This window comes from Streptomyces sp. NBC_00859 (genome assembly GCF_045161865.1).
In the GTDB taxonomy this organism is placed as follows: Bacteria; Actinomycetota; Actinomycetes; order Streptomycetales; family Streptomycetaceae; genus Streptomyces.
On the sequence record NZ_CP108826.1, the window covers coordinates 2618984 to 2634361 of the forward strand.

General features: G+C 73.4%; 10 protein-coding genes. 1 reads left to right on the forward strand and 9 read right to left on the reverse strand.

Annotation, left to right across the window (positions count from 1 at the left end):
* Positions 1 to 35: 35 nt before the first annotated feature.
* A complete protein-coding gene (locus OG584_RS10995) occupies positions 36 to 3290 on the reverse strand; it encodes an ATP-dependent helicase (protein WP_405783997.1) in 3255 nt (1084 codons plus the stop codon).
* 240 nt (positions 3291 to 3530) lie between these two features.
* A complete protein-coding gene (locus OG584_RS11000; RefSeq protein ID WP_405777447.1) occupies positions 3531 to 3890 on the reverse strand; it encodes an MGMT family protein in 360 nt (119 codons plus the stop codon).
* 92 nt (positions 3891 to 3982) lie between these two features.
* Between OG584_RS11000 and OG584_RS11005 the strand changes: the two genes are divergently transcribed.
* Positions 3983 to 6898: a lysylphosphatidylglycerol synthase domain-containing protein gene (locus OG584_RS11005; protein ID WP_405777449.1), complete on the forward strand. Its 2916-nt coding sequence runs from the start codon at positions 3983 to 3985 to the stop codon at positions 6896 to 6898.
* A gap of 34 nt (positions 6899 to 6932) precedes the next feature.
* Here the strand turns inward: OG584_RS11005 and OG584_RS11010 are convergent, their stop codons facing one another.
* The 7 genes from OG584_RS11010 to OG584_RS11040 all read right to left on the reverse strand — a co-directional run bounded on the left by OG584_RS11010 (position 6933) and on the right by OG584_RS11040 (position 15267).
* Positions 6933 to 7397 (reverse strand): hypothetical protein, encoded by a 465-nt coding sequence (locus OG584_RS11010; protein WP_405777451.1) that lies wholly within the window; start codon positions 7395 to 7397, stop codon positions 6933 to 6935.
* 192 nt (positions 7398 to 7589) lie between these two features.
* On the reverse strand, positions 7590 to 8714 hold the full coding sequence (locus OG584_RS11015; RefSeq protein ID WP_405777453.1) for a PP2C family protein-serine/threonine phosphatase: 1125 nt from the start codon (positions 8712 to 8714) through the stop codon (positions 7590 to 7592).
* A gap of 222 nt (positions 8715 to 8936) precedes the next feature.
* Positions 8937 to 10115 carry an adenylyltransferase/sulfurtransferase MoeZ gene (gene moeZ, locus OG584_RS11020; RefSeq protein ID WP_405777455.1) on the reverse strand — a complete coding sequence of 393 codons (1179 nt, stop codon included), beginning with the start codon at positions 10113 to 10115 and terminating at the stop codon, positions 8937 to 8939.
* A gap of 62 nt (positions 10116 to 10177) precedes the next feature.
* Positions 10178 to 10954, reverse strand: a complete 777-nt coding sequence (locus OG584_RS11025; protein ID WP_405777457.1) for a spherulation-specific family 4 protein — start codon at positions 10952 to 10954, stop codon at positions 10178 to 10180.
* Positions 10942 to 11904 (reverse strand): NAD-dependent epimerase/dehydratase family protein, encoded by a 963-nt coding sequence (locus tag OG584_RS11030; RefSeq protein WP_405777459.1) that lies wholly within the window; start codon positions 11902 to 11904, stop codon positions 10942 to 10944. Before OG584_RS11030 ends, OG584_RS11025 begins: the two co-directional genes overlap by 13 nt.
* Positions 11905 to 12080: 176 nt before the next feature.
* Complete coding sequence (locus tag OG584_RS11035; RefSeq protein ID WP_405777461.1) at positions 12081 to 13229, reverse strand: hypothetical protein; 1149 nt, start codon at positions 13227 to 13229, stop codon at positions 12081 to 12083.
* A gap of 349 nt (positions 13230 to 13578) precedes the next feature.
* A complete protein-coding gene (locus OG584_RS11040) occupies positions 13579 to 15267 on the reverse strand; it encodes a DUF3492 domain-containing protein (protein ID WP_405777463.1) in 1689 nt (562 codons plus the stop codon).
* Positions 15268 to 15378 lie beyond the last annotated feature (111 nt).

Sequence of the window (15378 nt, forward strand, 5' to 3'; positions counted from 1 at the left end):
TGTGACATTCAGCCGGGGAGCGGGCAGTGCGGCCGTCACTCGACGATGTGGCGGCCCTCGGGCAGGGCGCTGCAGGACGCGCGGAACGCGCAGTGCGTGCAGTGGCTGCCCGTCGTCGGGGTGAAGCGCTCGTCCAGCACTTTTCCGGCTGCGGTGGCCAGCAGGTCCCCGACCCACTCCCCCGCGAGCGGTTCCTGCGACTGGACCTTGGGCAGCGCGTCGCCGCCCTCCTTCCTGGTGGCGGCCTGCCGCAGCTGGACGAGTTCCGCGCCGCCCGGTTCCGGGCGCAGCCCGCCGAAGACGTCGTCCACCGCGCCCTCGCGCACCGCGAGCTGGTACACCGCGAGCTGCGGGTGCCGGTCCACCTCGTCCTTCGTGGGCGCCTGCTTCCCGGTCTTGAAGTCGACGACGTACGCACGGCCTTCCGCGTCCCGCTCGACGCGGTCCATGGAGCCGCGGATCCGGACCTGGAACTCACCGGCCTCCAGGGTGACGTCGAAGCCGTGCTCGGTGGCGGCCGGGGCGCGGCCGGCCCGGTCCATGACGTGCCAGCGCAGGAACCTCTCCAGTGCGGCGCGCGCGTTCTCCTTCTCCTGGCCGGACTTCCACGGGGCGTCGAAGGCGAGCGAGCCCCAGACCGAGTCGAGGCGCTCCATCAGGACGGCCAGATCAGCGGGGGTCCGCCCGGACGCCACCTCGTCCGCGAGGACGTGCACCACGTTGCCGAACCCCTGGGCGGCGGTGGCGGGCGCGTCCGCCTTCACCTCCCGGCCCAGGAACCACTGGAGCGAGCAGGTACGGGCGAGCTGGTCCAGCGCGCTGCCGGAGAGCGCCACCGGCTGCGCGGGGTCGCGCACCGGGGCCGCGGAGTGCGTCGGTTCGTACAGCCCCCACCAGCGGTACGGGTGCGCGGCGGGTACCAGCGGCTGGCCCTCCTCGTCCGCGAGGGCGGCAAGCCGGGCGAGCCGGTGGGCGGCGGCCTCCCGGAGCTCCGGGGATGCCGCGGTGTCGACGGTGGTCGCGCGCAGCTCCGCGACCAGCGGGGCCACCGCGAGGGGGCGCCGGGGACGGCCCGTGACGTCCCTGGGCTCCACCCCGAGCTCGGTGAGGAAACGCGAAGGCTGGTCCCCGTCGTCGGCCGGTGCCTTCACCGCCGTCACGACGAGACGCTCGCGGGCGCGGGTGGCCGCGACGTAGAAGAGCCTGCGCTCCTCGGCGAGGAGGGCCCCGGGGCTGAGCGGTTCGGCCAGCCCGTCGCGCCCGATCCGGTCCGCCTCGAGGAGCGATCCGCGCCGCCTGAGGTCGGGCCACAGCCCTTCCTGCACACCGGCGACGACGACCAGGCCCCACTCCAGGCCCTTGGCGCGGTGCGCGGTCATGAGCTGCACCGCTGCGGGCCGCACGGTGCGCTTCGACAGGGTGTCGGCGGCGATGTCCTGGGCGTCGACCTCTTCGAGGAAGTTCAGCGCGCCGCGCCCGCCGGTGCGTTCCTCGGCGCGCGCCGCGGTATCGAAGAGCGCGCAGACGGCGTCCAGGTCTCGGTCGGCGTTGCGCCCTGCGGCGCCGCCCCGCAGAGTGGCGCGCTCCAGACGCCGGGGCCAGCCGGTGCCGCTCCACAGCTCCCAGAGGGCCTGCTCGGCGGTGCCGCCGTTCTCCAGGAGCGCGCGGGTCCTGCTCAGGAGCTTGCCCAGCTGCTGCGCGCCCCTGGCGTACGCGGGGTCGTGCGCGATCAGCCGTCCGGGCTCGGCGAGCGCACGGGCCAGGAGTTCGTCGGACGGTGCCGGCAGCCGGTTGCCGCCGGCCCGTTCCTCGTCGCGCAGGGCGCGGCCCAGCCGGCGCACATCGGCGGCGTCCATGCCGCCCAGCGGCGAGGCGAGGAGAGTGAGGGCGGTATCGGTACTCAGCCGGGCCGCCGGCCTTCCGGGCCCGTCCCCCGCGCCGTCCAGCGCTGCCTCCGCCACCGCCCGCAGCGCCGTCAGCAGCGGGGTGACCGCGGGCTCGTGGCGCAGCGGTACGTCGTCGCCCGCGATGTCCAGCGGGACCCCGGCCGAAGTCAGCGCACGGCGCACCGCCGGGATCGAACGGCCGCCCGCACGGACCAGGACCGCCATGTCGTTCCACGGCACGCCCTCCTCCAGGTGGGCGCGGCGCAGGATGTCCGCGACGTTGTCGAGTTCGGTGCCGGCCGTCGGGTAGGTGTACGCCTCGACGCGGCCCCCGGCCCGTACCGAAGCGAGCTCCCGGTGCGCGCGGACCTTCGCCGCCGGCAGCCTGGGCAGCGGCATGCGCCGGGTGAGCAGCCGGGTCGCCGTCAGCAGGCCGGTGGCGGAGCGGCGTGAGGTGGTCAGCACCTCGACGGGGGCCGGGTGGCCGTCCCTGCGGGCGAACGCGTCGGGGAAGTCCAGGATGCCGTTCACATCGGCACCGCGGAACGCGTAGATCGACTGGTCGGGGTCGCCGAACGCGACGAGCGTCCGGCCGCCGCCCGCCAGCGCGTGCAGCAGCCGGACCTGAGCCGGGTCCGTGTCCTGGTACTCGTCGACGAAGACCGCGTCGTAGCGGAGGTCCGCCCGCTCGGCCAGTGGCACCGCCCGGTGCACCAGCTCCGCGTAGTCGATGACACCCTGCGCGTCGAGGACGTCCAGGTACTCGGCGAGGAATCCGGCCGCCGCCCGCCAGTCGGGGCGGCCCGTCCGGTCCGCGAACGCGGCCAGGGTGTCCGGGCCGAGGCCCAGCTCCCTGCTGCGGGCGAGCACCGCGCGCACCTCGTCGGCGAAGCCGCGCGTGGTCAGACAGGCGCGCAGCTCGTCCGGCCAGCGGATCCGGCCCAGGTCGAGCTGCCCGGCCAGCAGCTCCCGCACCGCGACATCCTGTTCCGGCCCGGACAGCAGCCGCAGCGGCTCGGCGAAGAGATCGGCGTCCTGGTGGGCGCGGACCAGGGCGTAGCAGAAGGAGTGGAAGGTGGTCGCCTGCGGCCCGTACGTGCCGAGCATCGCTCCGCCGCTCCCGCTGGTTCCGTCACCGGGGAGCGGCCCGCCACCGCCGCCCTGGATCCGGACGGCCATCCGGTCGCGCAGTTCCACCGCGGCCCTGCGGCTGAACGTGAGGACGAGAATCCGTTCCGGGTCCGTGCCTTCGGCGATACGCCGGGCCACCGCCTCGACCAGCGTGGTGGATTTGCCGGTCCCGGGGCCGGCCAGCACCAGCAGCGGCCCGGCGCGGTGGTCAACCACCGCATGCTGCCGTGCGTCCAGTACAGGTGGATCTACCGTGCCCGGCGGCGTGCGCACCAGTCGGTACGCGCCCGGGGCCCGTTGCCGTACCCGGTGGGAAGTGGAGGTGCTCACGTGGATCGCCGGTCCTGGAAGGGGTGCGTGGATGTGCGGGCGGGAGAGGCGGGGCCGGGCCCGCGCTGCCGGTCCGACGCTACGCCGTCGGCCCGGATGGCCGGGTCGGCAGGGGCCGGGGGCCCCACGCGTACTCCGTACGGGTCTCAGACCACCCGCCGGGCCACCGAATGGCGGAAGCTGTCAGACATGAGAGCCGTCGCCGCCGTCCCACCGCGCCCGCCGCATGTCCAGGCGCTGCAGATGGCCGTCCGATTCGCGTGCCGCCCGCGAGGCGTCCCGCAGCGGGGTGGACTCCGCGCGGTAGCGCTCCAGCGCCCGCAACTCGTGGCCCGCGAGCAGCGCGCCGTCCGCGCGCACCACCCGCCACCAGGGGGCAGCACCGCCGTAGAGAGCCATCACCCGGCCCACCTGGCGCGGGCCGCCCTCTCCCAGCCACTCGGCGATGTCTCCGTACGTCATGACGCGGCCGGGCGGGATCAGCTCCGCCACATCCAGTACCCGTTCCGCGTACTCGGGCAGCTCAGCACTCATCCGGTCCATCCTGCACCACGGCGCCGACAATGCGCGGGGCCTCCCGCGCAACGGCCGGTTTTCCCCAAAGGGGCCCTGATGCCCGCCCGCGCCTCCCGGACATGCCACCATCGTCCGGGCGGTGGCCGGACCCCGGACGGTCCGGGCCCGCCCGCTCCGTCCGCGGGGAAGGCATCCCGAGGTGGAGCAGCGCATTGATACCAGACAGATCAGATGAGCCGGACAAGACGGATAAGCCGGACAAGAAGGAACCGACGGAGGGGCCAGGCGTGCAGGAGCCACCGGCGGCGGCGGACGCCCCCGACTCCGAAACACCTTCCGGCGAGCCGGGGGCGGGCCCGGAGCACGGGGACGGCCCGCCGTCGGACGGTCCGGGGAAGGGCCAGGGGTCCGACGAGGGCACCGGATCCCGGACCGGGTCACACCCCGAGTGCGCGGGGGCGACGCCCATCGACCGGGTCTCCGGCGACGAGCCGCTGCTCGCCGCCCGGGTGCACCGCCCGTCCGACCTGCTGCGCCTGCTCACCGGCGTGCTGGCCATCGCGCTGGTCCTGGCCGTCGCCGCCTTCGCCCACGGCACCACATCGGGTCTCGCCGAGGACATCCACAACGGAACCGTCCAGACACCCGACCTGCTCCTCAAGCTCGCCGGGCTCTTCTCGTCCATCGCCATACTGATCCTGCCGGTCGCCTTCGCGATCGAGCGGCTGGTCAAACGGGACGGGCTGCGCATCGCCGACGGTGTGCTGGCCGCCGTCCTCGCTCACGGCGCGGCGCTCGCCACCGATCTCTGGGTCGCCAAGGCCGCACCCAAGTCGATCACCGAGGCACTCACCCAGTCCCTCACCGACGGCACGCTCACCGACCCCGTGCACGGCTACCTCGCCCCCGTCATCGCCTATATGACGGCCGTCGGCATGGCCCGAAGGCCCCGCTGGCGGGTGGCGCTCTGGGTGGTGCTCCTCGTCAACTCCTTCGCCGTGCTGGTCGGGCGGCAGACCACGCCCTTCTCGATCATCGTGACGATCCTGCTGGGCTGGACCGTCGCCTACGGCACGCTGTACGCCGTCGGCTCCCCCAACGTCCGCCCCACCGGCCGCCAGCTGCTCGCCGGGCTGCGGCACGTCGGTTTCAACCCGGTCAGCGCGATGCGTGCCGAGGACATCCCCGACTCAGCCGAACAGGGCGACCGCGGCCGCCGCTACTTCGTCACCCTCGAGGACGGCGCACCGCTCGACGTCACCGTCGTCGACCGGGAGCAGCAGGCCCAGGGGTTCTTCTACCGCGCGTGGCGCCGCCTGACGCTGCGGTCCATCTCCACCGGCCGCTCCATCCAGTCGCTGCGCCAGGCCCTGGAACAGGAGGCGCTCCTCGCGTACGCGGCCATCGCCGCCGGGGCGAACGCGCCGAAGCTGATCGCCACCTCCGAGCTCGGCCCCGACGCGGTGATGCTCGTGTACGAGCACACCGGCGGCCGCTCCCTCGACTCGCTGCCCGACGAGGAGATCACCGACGAGCTGATGCGGAGCGCCTGGCGGCAGATGCAGGCGCTGCAGTCCCGCCGTATCGCGCACCGCAGACTCGTCGGCGACGCGATCCTGGTCGACCGGTCGGGGCGGGTGATCCTCACCGATCTGCGGGGCGGCGAGATCGCGGCGAGCGACATCGTGCTGCGCATGGACATCGCGCAGCTGCTCACGACGCTGGGACTGCGGGCCGGGGCTGAGCGCTCCGTCGCCTCCGCCGTGGCGGTCATCGGTCCCGACAAGGTCGCCGACAGCCTGCCGCTGCTCCAGCCGCTGGCGCTGAGCCGGTCGACCCGCGCGACCCTGCGCCAGCTGGCACGCGAGCGGTCCCAGCGCGAGCGCGAAGCGGTGATCGAGGCATCGGAGGCGGCGAAGAGGTCGAAGAGCGAGGCCGATGCCGCACCGGACGACAGCCGCAAGGCCGCACGTGCCGAGAAGAAGGCCGAGAAGGAGGCCATCGACGACGCGCTGGACGGCGCGCGCGAGGAGGACCTGCTGTCGCAGATCCGCCACCAGGTGCTGCTGATCCGGCCCCAGGCGCACGCCGAACCGGTCCGGCTGGAACGCGTCAAGCTGCGCACCCTCTTCACGGTCATCGCCGGGTCCATCGCCGCGTACTTCCTGCTCTCGCAGCTCGCGAACATCCCGTACCACCAGCTCATCACCACCACGCGCTGGGGTTGGGTCGCCATCGCCGTGCTCTTCTCCGCGGTGAGCTACGTGGCGGCGGCGATGAGCCTGCTCGGCTTCGTGCCCGAGAAGGTGCCGTTCCTGCGGGCGGTGTCCGCGCAGGTCGCCGGGTCCTTCGTGAAGCTGGTGGCGCCCGCGGCGGTCGGCGGGGTGGCGCTCAACACCCGGTTCCTGCAGCGCGCGGGCGTACGCCCGGGGCTGGCTGTGGCCAGCGTCGGCGCGTCGCAGCTCTTCGGGCTCGCCAGCCACATCCTGCTGCTGATGGTCTTCGGGTATGTGACGGGCACCGAGCAGACCCCGTCGCTGACACCGTCCCGCACGGTGATCGCCGGGCTGCTGACGGCCGCGGTACTCGCCCTGGTCGTGACGGCCGTGCCGTTCCTGCGGAAGTTCGTCGTCACGCGGGTGCGTTCGCTGTTCGCCGGTGTGGTGCCGCGCATGCTCGACGTGCTCCAGCAGCCCCGCAAGCTGCTCACCGGTATCGGCGGGATGCTGCTGCTGACCGGCACGTTCGTGATGTGCCTCGACGCCTCGATCCGGGCCTTCGGCGGCGGCTCGACCATAAGTTACGCGAGCATCGCTGTGGTCTTCCTGACCGCGAACGCGGTGGGCTCCGCCGTGCCGACCCCAGGCGGCGTCGGGGCCGTCGAGACCGCGCTGACCGGTGCGCTGATCATCGCCCGGGTGGACCCGGGCACCGCCGCCGCTGCCGTGCTGCTCTTCCGCCTGCTGACGTTCTGGCTTCCGGTGCTGCCCGGCTGGCTGTGCTTCAACTACCTGACCCGCAAGGGGGCGCTCTGAGCCGGTGTCCGGCCGGGGCACCGCCCGCCGTCGTTCAGACGCCCCGCGCCCTGCTGCGCTCCAGGGTCCGCAGGATCAGCCACTGGTCGCCCCACGCCATCGCCGTGCCCAGCACGGCCATCACGACGCCGATCACTACGCTGCCCACTGCCGCCCCCACCGCGAACCCGGCGAGCGCCAGCGCGCCCCGTACCGCGAACCGCAGTGCCACCAGACCGACAGCCAGCAGCCGGGTCCGCTTGTTCTTCCAGAGCGCCCTCATGAAGCGCATCCGGGTGCGCAGGACCGTGAGCGAGAGCGTCAGGTTCACCACCGCGACGACGGGGATCAGCCAGTACGCGACCGGGTAGGCACGGGCGATGTCGAAGACGCCCGCGAAGACGCCCGCGATCGGGAAGTACCAGTTGGGCAGCGGGGTGATCTCCGCCGGCCGCGAGACCGTTCCCGCGATCGGCGCGACGGCCTGTGCGGTGCTCTGTTCCGTGCTGACTGCGGTCATTTCGGTTCCCCCTGAGGCTTCGTTTCCGACACGAGAACCATCCCGCGCCCGGCGCCTCCCGCGGCAGAGCGAAGCGTCCGCACTCCAGCAGGACAAATGTCCCGGCCGCCGGCTGCCCTGGCGCGGCTGTGCGGACCCGGCCCGGCCGCGCCGGTGGCCCGGAAGGCCCGGAGGGTCCTGGCGGCGGCCGGCTCAGCGGGCGGTGATCACCATGATCGCCGCGTCGTCCTGGAGCCGTCCGCCGACGTACCGGTGGAGGTCCTGCTCGATCTCCCGCACCAGGGCGGCCGGCTCCAGACCTGTCCAGCTCTCCAGCCGCCCGGCCAGCGGGTAGAACACCCCGCGGCCGTCCCGGGCCTCCGTGACCCCGTCCGTGAACAGCAGGAGCCGCACCCCGTACGGCAGTCCCACCTGCACCACGGGGCGCGTGCGCTCCTCGTCGGAGACCAGGAACCCCAGGCCCAGCGGCAGCCCGGCCTCGCCCAGCGAGACCTGACGGGGGCCGGGGCCGGAGACGGTGAAGGGCTCCAGGTGGCCGCAGTTCACCAGCCGCATCAGCTCCCGGCCCGGTTCGAACTCCACGAGCAGGGCGGTGACATGGCGCGGTTCCTGGCCGATGGTCTCGGCGTACTCGTTGTAGCGGTCCAGTATGTTCTCCATGCGCCGGGCCAGGTCCGAGAGGTCCGGCTCCTCGTACCCCGCCACCCGGAACGCGCTGAGCACGGCCGCGCCCGCGTTGATGGCGTTGAGCCCCTTGCCGCGCACGTCGGCGACGAGCACCCGGGTTCCGAACGGCGACTCGATCAGCTCGTAGAGATCGCCTCCCACCCGCGCGTACTCGTCCGCGGCGAGGTAGACCCCGTACGCCTCGAAATCCTTGGTCCGCAGCGGGAAGGGCCGCAGCAGCGCGAGCTGGACGGCCTCGGCGGCGCTGCGGGTCTGCTCCAGGAGGGACTGCCGCTGGGTGCCGAGCCGCGCGATGAGCAGGGCGAGCATCCCGACCGTCCAGGTCGCGGCGAGGACCACCGCCATCTGGGCGGGGTCGCGCTCGTGGGGCGCGAAGAGCGGGTACGAACCGGCGATGCAGATACCGGCGAGTGCGGCCAGCGCCGCGGTGGTCAGAACGCTCAGCACGAGGGCGCCGACCAGCGGGACCAGGCTCGCGAACAGCACCACCTTCAGGTCACCGGGGGTCACGGACTCCACGGCGACGATCGCGGCGAGCACCGCCAGGAGGATCGCCAGGAACACGGAGCGCTCCCTGCGCGTCGCCTTCCGCTCCATGAGCACACGCGACAGGCTGCGGGCGAGCGGCATGGAGAGATCCCATCTGGCTGATATGCGGCTTTTATCTCCCTCTGCCACAGTAGCGCCGACCCGGCGGCCGCACAGCCTCCCGGCCGCGGTACGCAGAGGAGGGGCGGCCCGCACATCCCGTGCGGGCCGCCCCTCCTCTGCGGTCGTAAGCAGGTCCGGCCGGACCTGTACTCCCAGGCCGTGTCCGTAAAGCCGCGCGCGGCGCGACTTCGCGGATACGGCCTAGTAGACCGGCTTCTCGGGCTCGATCTGGTTGACCCAGCCGATCACGCCGCCGCCCACGTGGACGGCGTCCGCGAAGCCCGCGGACTTCAGCACGGCCAGTACCTCGGCGGACCGGACGCCCGTCTTGCAGTGCAGGACGATCTTCTTGTCCTGCGGCAGGTCCGACAGGGCGGTGCCCATGATGAACTCGTTCTTCGGGATCAGCTTCGCGCCCGGGATCGAGACGATCTCGTACTCGTTCGGCTCACGGACGTCGATGATCTCGATCTTCTCGTCGGCGTCGATCCACTCCTTGAGCTGCTTGGGAGTGATCGTCGAACCGGCCGCCGCCTCCTGGGCCTCCTCGGACACGACGCCGCAGAAGGCCTCGTAGTCGATGAGCTCGGTGACGGTGGGGTTCTCGCCGCAGACCGCGCAGTCGGGGTCCTTGCGGACCTTGACCTGGCGGTACTGCATCTCCAGGGCGTCGTAGATCATCAGACGGCCGACCAGCGGGTCCCCGATGCCGGCGAGCAGCTTGATCGCCTCGTTGACCTGGATGGAGCCGATCGACGCGCAGAGCACACCCAGAACGCCGCCCTCGGCGCAGGAGGGGACCATGCCGGGGGGCGGCGGCTCCGGGTAGAGGCAGCGGTAGCAGGGGCCGTGCTCGGACCAGAAGACCGAAGCCTGGCCGTCGAAGCGGTAGATCGAGCCCCAGACGTACGGCTTGTTCAGCAGCACGCACGCGTCGTTGACCAGGTAGCGGGTGGCGAAGTTGTCCGTGCCGTCCACGATCAGGTCGTACTGGGCGAAGATGTCCATCACGTTCTCGGCTTCGAGCCGCTCCTCGTGAAGGACCACGTTCACCAGGGGGTTGATCCCGAGGACCGTGTCCTTGGCCGACTGGGCCTTGGAACGGCCGATGTCGGCCTGGCTGTGGATGATCTGGCGCTGCAGGTTCGACTCGTCGACCTCGTCGAACTCCACAATGCCCAGCGTGCCCACCCCGGCCGCGGCCAGGTACATGAGCGCGGGCGAACCGAGGCCGCCCGCACCCACGGCGAGCACCTTGGCGTTCTTCAGCCGCTTCTGCCCGTCCATCCCGACGTCGGGGATGATCAGGTGGCGGGAGTACCTGCGGACCTCGTCGACGGTGAGTTCAGCAGCTGGCTCGACCAGGGGTGGCAGCGACACGGGGACTCCGTTGGTCGGTATCTACGTACGATGGTTCTTCCGTAACACTGCCACGCCCCTTCTCATTCCGAGACACCCGGTCCGATCCGCGAGACGATTTCGTCCCAGTAGCCGGGCAGCGCCTCGAACGCGTCGTTCTCGCCCGGCCGTCCACCGCGGGCCCCCTGCCCACAGGGCGCGGCGCGGGCCGTGCGGTCGGTGAAGAAGATCGTGCCCGCTCCCTGCCAGCGGGCGATCCGTACCGCCTCCTCCAGATGGGTCCGCGGGACACCGTGCACGAAGTGGGCGAACCGCGAGGGGTCGTAATCGGCGGTCCACTCCGCGACCTGTGACCAGCGGTAGTCGGTCCAGGGCCCGCTGAAGGTGACCAACTGGTCGGCGGTCTCGGCGTATCCGGGGTACGGATGGACACCGTGCCCGAGTACGAGGTGGCCGCCGGGACCCGTCATGGACCTGAGAGCACCGGTGATCCGCCGGGTCTCGGGCAGGTCGGCACGGTCGGCGGGGGCCCGGTCGAGGCAGAAGCCGTCGGTCCGGTACCAGTCGGTGAACCGGTGGGCCTCCGCGATCAGCTCGCCGAAGGGGCGTGCTCCGTGGGCCATGTCGAGATGGCCGAGCACGCGCGTCCCCGTGTTGCGGAGCCGGCCGACCGCTTCCAGGCAGTGCGGGTCGGGCCGGTCGCCGGGCCCGTTGCCGACGTTGAGGACGACCCAGTGCAACGGCGTTCCCGGGCGCGCGAGTTCGCCCCATTCGACCGGCGCGACCAGCGGGTGGGCGTAACCGGGGACCCCGAAACCGAGCTCGGCCGGCCGGGTCGCCGCCGTGGTCAGATGCGGCATGCCGCCTCCATCCAGATATCGGCGAGCGACTCCTCCAGGTTGATGCGCGGGCGCCAGCCGAGCCGGTCGCGAGCGGTGCGGACGTCCGCCTGCTGCCAGCCGCCGCACCCGTCGGGGTACGGGGAGGGGGCGGCGAGATGGTCCATGACGGGCTCGGCGGGGCGCGGCGCGACCAGGCCCGGGTGACGGTGCTGGGGCGCGTCGAGCTCCTGGAGCGTGCCGCCGAATCCCGCGACCCTGGCCAGCACCGCGGCGGCGTCGCGCAGCTTGACGGCGTGGCCGGTGCCGATGTTCACCACACCCTGGGCGGCGGAGAGCGACGCCGCGTGGACGGCGCGGGCGACATCCCGTACGTCGACGAAGTCACGCTGCACACCGAGGCCGGAGAGCTTCAGCTCCTTGTCGCCCGCCTGCATCGCCCGCCGCATCGCCTCGGCGAGACGGCCCAGCGGCGAGCCCGCGGGGGTGCCGGGGCCGACCGGCGAGAAGACCCGCAGGACGATGGCGTCGAGGCCCGAGTTGAGCACCAGTTCACTGGCGGCCAGCTTGGACACCCCGTACGGGCCGCCGGGGCGGGGCACCGCGTCCTCGGCCGTTGACGAGCCCGGCTGGCTCGGTCCGTACTCGGCGGCGCAGCCGAGCTGCACCATCCGGGCGTTGCATGTGCTGCGGCGCAGCGCCTCGCAGACGGAGGCGACGGCGACCGTGTTGTGCCGGGTCAGATCGCGGGCGCCGCCGCGGGTGGCACCGGCGCAGTTGATGACGACACCGGGGTGGACGGCGTCCAGGAAGCGGGTGAGCGCTCCCGGGCTGCCGCTGGCGAGGTCGAAGCGGACGTCGGCGTCGTCGCCGCGTCCGAGGGCCGTGAGGTGCACGGCGGGGTCGGCGAGCAGGCGGTCGGCCACGTAGCGGCCGAGATATCCGTTGGCTCCGAGCAGCAGCACCCTCATCGCGTGGCCGCCTCTCGGTACCGACGGGACGGTGCTGAAGGTTCGGGGCTCATTTTTCGTTCTCCTTCTGAGGTGTTACCGGATGGTCGGGCCCGCGGCGTCGGTTCCGCGGGACGTTTCGGGTGGCGGTCCGGCGCGCGGCCGTCCGCTGGAAGCGCCGTTGTCCCGGCGCGGCACTAGGTGTGTGCCGATGCGCGGGAGAGCACGGCGGTGGCGTGGACCAGGAGTGCGAGGGCGGCCGCCCCGCAGACGACGGCCGGCACCGCTGTCGCGCCGAGTGCCTCGACGGGAGCGGCGACGAAGCCGCAGCCGGGGAGGCGGCCCGCGAGTACGGATGCCAGGGCCAGCGCCTCCCCCGCACACGCCGCGGTCAGAGCGGCCGCCGCGCCGCCGGGGGACCCGTGGACGGTGAGCAGCCTGGAGAGGAGGAGCAGGACAGCGAGGACGGCGGCTCCGGGGCTGAAGCCGGGGACGAGCAGCAGGGCGGCGGGCACGGCCGCGTACAGCAGGGTGACCGTGCCGACGAGCGGCCTGGTGTGCGCCGCGAACTGGGCTGTTCCGCGGCTGGTGAGGAGTTTCCGTCCGGCCAGCAGCGAGAAGAGCCGGACGCACCAGGCGGCGGGCGCGACGGCCACGGCGAGACCGACCGCCGCGAGGCCGGACAGGGGCCACGGCCCGGCGGGGCCGCCCCGCAGCAGCTGGTCGAGGAGCCCGTCACCGCAGACCGCGTAGCCGATCAGCCAGCAGACGGAGAGGCGTGCGGCGGGCAGTGGGCGCCCTGTGGCGTGCAGCGGACCGCGGCGCAGGGTGAGGGCGAGAGCGAGCCCGGTGAGCACCGCACCCGCCGCTGCCACCACCTGCCTGCCGCCGCCGTGGGCCGGCCAGGCGGCGAAGGCCGTCGCGACGGCGCAGGCGCCGGGCAGCAGTCCGTCGAAGGGTGCGCGCGGCGGGGCGGCCGGGAGGCGCGGGGGCGCGGTGCCTGCGGCGTCCGCGCCGCGGGGGACCCGGGCGTACAGCTCGTCGGCGAGCGCGAAGACGTCGCGGTGCCGGAAGCGCGCGGCCGTGCGGTCGGTGATCCCGTGCGCCTCCAGACCGGCGGCGATCTCCAGTGGGTCGACGGCGTGCTCGCACAGCTCGCGGTGCCGGTGCATCAGCGCGCGTACGGGGTCGGCGGGACCTCGGGCGCTCCTGCGTACGGGGGATTCCGGCCGGCCGGCAGCCGCTTCCCCGAGTACGGCCTCGGAACGGTCGTCCCACGCGTCGGCGCCCGCGGGCGGCTGCGGCCGGTCGAGCGGCTGCGGCTCGGTGGTGGGGGGCGTGCTCATACGGCAACCTCTCGGCGCTGGCTGGTCGGTGGGGGCCGGAGACGGCACCGGGGTGCCGGAGGCTGTACGCCCGGTCCGGTGCGGGGCCGGCCGGGCGCCGGGGTGCGCACCGGGGGCCGGTCCGGAGCCGGGGCATGCGCCGGAGCGGCGAAGGAGGTGCGGGGACGGCTGCCCGCGCGGTGCGGGCGGCGGGCCCACCACCGTCGGCCGTACGCCGGCGTACGCCCCCGCTGCCGCGTGCCCGCACAGCACACGACGGGCCGCGCGTGGCACTCGCCCGCGCGTATCCGTACGCGGTGCGCGCTCCACCGGGACGCGGCTATGGCCTGCCGGGGCTCCGGGGTCCCGTTCATCGGCCGCCCTCCCCCGCCGCTGCCACCGTGGTGGCAGTCCGCGACACCGGTACGGGGTCCGTCCGAACGGCGCCCGCGCCGGGCTCCGCCCAGCTCGGGGTACGGACCGCGGCCCCGGCCGTCCAGTTCCCGCGCACGTGCGACTCCGCGGGATGTGCGAACGGGCGGGGCTCCCCGGTGTCGTGCTCCGGCGCACGCCGGACCGGGCAGTGCGAGATCATGTCGAGGTAGATGCCGTGAAATGCCGCGACATTCTGCTCGACCGTGAACAGTTCGAGCGCCCGCGCGCGCGCCGCCGCACCGAGCCGCTCACGGCGCACGGGGTCGCGCAGCAGCGCGAGACAGGCGTCGGCCAGCGCGCGGGGGTTGCGGGGCGGCACCACGAGCCCGGTGCCGCCGATGACTTCCACAACGGCCCCGACATCCGTGGAGACCGTCGCACGGCCGCAGAACATCGCCTCCACCAGGCTCACCGGGAACCCCTCGACCACGCTGGAGAGCACCACGACCGCGCCGCCCGCGTAGGCGTCGGCGAGCTCGGGTGTCTCCGGACCGCCGATCTCCTCGAAGGTGACCGGGTTGGAACCGACGGCGTGCGCGCCGGCCGCCTCGTCGGGGAACAACTGGGCGGCCAGAGCCCGGCAGTGAGCGAGATAGCCCGCGCCGTCGGCCCCTTCGGCGGGGGCTCCGACGATCCGCAGCACCGCACCCGGCTCCTCCCTGCGCACCTCGGCGAAGGCGTGCAGCAGCGAGATCAGGTCCTTGGCGGGCTCGATGCGCCCGACCCACACCAGGGTCGCCGGGTCGCCCGCGTCGGCGCCGTCCCCCACCGCGGCGAAGCGTGCGGCCTCCATCCCGGGGTAGACCGTGCGCAGCCTGGCCGGGTCGGCGCCGCACTTCTCCTGCCAGCGTCTGGCGTGGGAGTTACCGGGGGTGATCACCGCAGCCTGCCCGTACACCTCGGCGGCGAGGCGCCGGTGGAAAGCGGCGAGCAACGCCCGTACCGGCGCGCTGCGGTCGCTCCCGGCGAGGAAGTGCGAGCGGAGCTGGACCCCGTACTCGGTGACCAGCAGCGGCACCCCGAAGAAGCGTTTGGCCAGCAGCCCCGGCAGCGCCGCTGTGCCACCCGCGGTGGCGTGGCAGAGGTCCACGGCCCCCAGTGCGTCCTCGGTGTACCAGTCGAGCGAGAGCGGCCGCAGCGCGCGTTCGAGCAGACCGGCGAAGGCCAGGTGGTCGGTGACCCCGGCCGCCTGCACGGTGCGGTCCGCGCCGGGCGCGCGGCAGGCGGACTCCAGGGCGCGAACGGCGGTTTCGGAGCGGAGGGCCGTGTGCAGCCCACCGCTCTCACGGGCCAGTCCGGCGAGGCCGTAGAGACCGGCGGCGAAGCCGGGCCCTCCGGCGCAGACGGCGCCCGCCAGCTCCTTGAAGTGTCCGGCGAAACGGCGGCGGTCACGGCGCCCGTAGGGGCGGTCGGCCACCGGCTCGGTCCAGAGCGGGGCGGTGCGCACCCGCCTTACCTGGGGCGGCAGTTCCAGCAGGCCGCAGGCCTCCTGGTGCGCGCCGCGGCTCAGGGCGTAGACATCGAACTCATGCTGTGCGAGGCCGCGCACCAGCCGGTCGCACCAGAGCCGTGACTCACCTGTCGCGTACGGATAACCACCGTCCGTAAGCAGTCCTGTCCGCATGAGCACACCCCCGGTCTCCCTTCAGTCAGCCGCCGTTGGTGACGGCGACTCGCAGCGGGACGACCGTAAGCGGACAGAGAGGTGGCGTGATGGACGGTTGTCCATCACGCC

Excerpts from the sequence above, each read along its gene's own strand:
- OG584_RS11000 (WP_405777447.1), bottom strand. The coding sequence starts at position 3,890 with ATGGACCGGATGAGTGCTGAGCTGCCCGAGTACGCGGAACGGGTACTG.
- OG584_RS11005 (WP_405777449.1), top strand. The coding sequence starts at position 3,983 with ATGCCACCATCGTCCGGGCGGTGGCCGGACCCCGGACGGTCCGGGCCC.
- OG584_RS11010 (WP_405777451.1), bottom strand. The coding sequence starts at position 7,397 with ATGACCGCAGTCAGCACGGAACAGAGCACCGCACAGGCCGTCGCGCCG.
- OG584_RS11015 (WP_405777453.1), bottom strand. The coding sequence starts at position 8,714 with ATGCCGCTCGCCCGCAGCCTGTCGCGTGTGCTCATGGAGCGGAAGGCG.
- OG584_RS11025 (WP_405777457.1), bottom strand. The coding sequence starts at position 10,954 with ATGCCGCATCTGACCACGGCGGCGACCCGGCCGGCCGAGCTCGGTTTC.
- OG584_RS11030 (WP_405777459.1), bottom strand. The coding sequence starts at position 11,904 with ATGAGGGTGCTGCTGCTCGGAGCCAACGGATATCTCGGCCGCTACGTG.
- OG584_RS11035 (WP_405777461.1), bottom strand. The coding sequence starts at position 13,229 with ATGAGCACGCCCCCCACCACCGAGCCGCAGCCGCTCGACCGGCCGCAG.
- OG584_RS11040 (WP_405777463.1), bottom strand. The coding sequence starts at position 15,267 with ATGCGGACAGGACTGCTTACGGACGGTGGTTATCCGTACGCGACAGGT.